At 66.7% G+C, this 1,662-nt stretch carries 2 protein-coding genes; both read left to right on the top strand.

Annotated elements, in window-relative coordinates; translation table 11 throughout:
- On the top strand, positions 1-289 hold a 289-nt coding region (locus ACR2JA_RS16290; protein ID WP_434010123.1), incomplete at its 5' end, for an ExbD/TolR family protein.
- A gap of 131 nt (positions 290-420) precedes the next feature.
- The coding region (locus ACR2JA_RS16295) for a class I tRNA ligase family protein (RefSeq protein ID WP_434010124.1) at positions 421-1,662 on the top strand (1,242 nt) is incomplete at its 3' end.

Raw genomic sequence — 1,662 nt, forward strand, 5'->3', positions numbered from 1 at the left:
GCCGGCCGCTGCGGCGCCGGAACCGGCGGCCTCGGTGAGCATCGCGCTCGATGCGCAGGGCCAGACCTTCTGGGGCGATCAAGCCATCGACCCCGCCAGCCTGCCGCAGCGCCTGCAAGAGGCGGCGCAGCGTGACCCGGGCACCGAGTTGCAGCTGCGCGCCGACACGGCCGTTCCATATGGGCGTGTGGTGCAGATCATCGGCCTGGCGCAGACCGCGGGTCTGAGCCGCATCGGCTTTGTGGCCGATCCGTCCACCCCCGCACCGGCACCTGCGCCAGCGCGCTGAGGCGCTGCGCCGGCCTGCGGTGGCCGGGGTGCCCAAGGCCTAAAATCCCGGGTGTTCCGGCGCGCTGCCCCGTGGCCGCCGCTGCCCCGATTTCCGATCCCTCACGCCTCCGGCCCGCCGGACCCCGCTTCATGCAAAACCAATACGCCCACCAGGACGTCGAGCGCGCCGCGCACGCCCACTGGACCGCCACCGACGCCTACCGCGTCACCGAAGACAAGAGCAAGAAGAAGTTCTACGCCTGCTCGATGCTGCCCTACCCCAGCGGCAAGCTGCACATGGGCCATGTGCGCAACTACACCATCAACGACATGCTCACGCGCTACCTGCGCATGAACGGTCACAACGTGCTGATGCCCATGGGTTGGGACGCCTTCGGCCTGCCGGCCGAGAACGCCGCACTGAAAAACGGCGTGCCACCGGCGAAGTGGACCTACGACAACATCGCCTACATGAAGAAGCAGATGCAGGCGATGGGGCTGGCCATCGACTGGTCGCGCGAGGTTGCCACCTGCTCGCCCGAGTACTACCAGTGGAACCAGTGGCTGTTCCTGAAGATGCTGGACAAGGGCATCGCCTACCGCAAGACCCAGATCGTCAACTGGGACCCGGTGGACCAGACCGTGCTGGCCAACGAGCAGGTGATCGATGGCCGCGGCTGGCGCACCGGCGCCCTGGTCGAGAAGCGTGAGATTCCCGGCTACTACCTGAACATCACGTCGTATGCCGACGAGCTGCTCACGCACGTGCAGCTGGGCAACGACAAGGCCACCCTCAACGGCTGGCCCGACAAGGTGCGCCTGATGCAGGAGAACTGGATCGGCAAGAGCGAAGGCGTGCGTTTCGCGTTCACGCACGACATCCAGGCGGCCGACGGCAGCCTGATCGGCGATGGCAAGATGTACGTGTTCACCACGCGCGCCGACACCATCATGGGCGTGACCTTCTGCGCTGTGGCCGCCGAGCACCCGCTGGCACAACACGCCGCCGCGACCAACCCCGCGCTGGCCGCCTTCATCGAAGAGTGCAAGACCGGCGGCACCACCGAAGCCGAGCTGGCCACGCAGGAAAAGAAGGGCATGGCCACCGGCCTGTTCGTCACCCACCCATTGACCGGCGCGCAGGTTGAGGTCTGGGTCGGCAACTACGTGCTGATGAGCTACTGCGACGGCGCCGTGATGGGCGTGCCGGCGCACGACGAACGCGACTTCGCGTTCGCGCTCAAGTACCAGCTGCCGATCAAACAGGTGGTGGCCGTCGAAGGCGAGACCTTCAGCGCCGACGCCTGGGCCGAGTGGTACGGCGACAAACAGAAATGCGTGTGCGTCAACTCCGGCGCCGGATTCGAGTTTTTGGACGGCCTGAACCAGAAG

This window comes from Hydrogenophaga sp. (assembly GCF_051007235.1).
Classification (GTDB): Bacteria; Pseudomonadota; Gammaproteobacteria; order Burkholderiales; family Burkholderiaceae_C; genus Hydrogenophaga.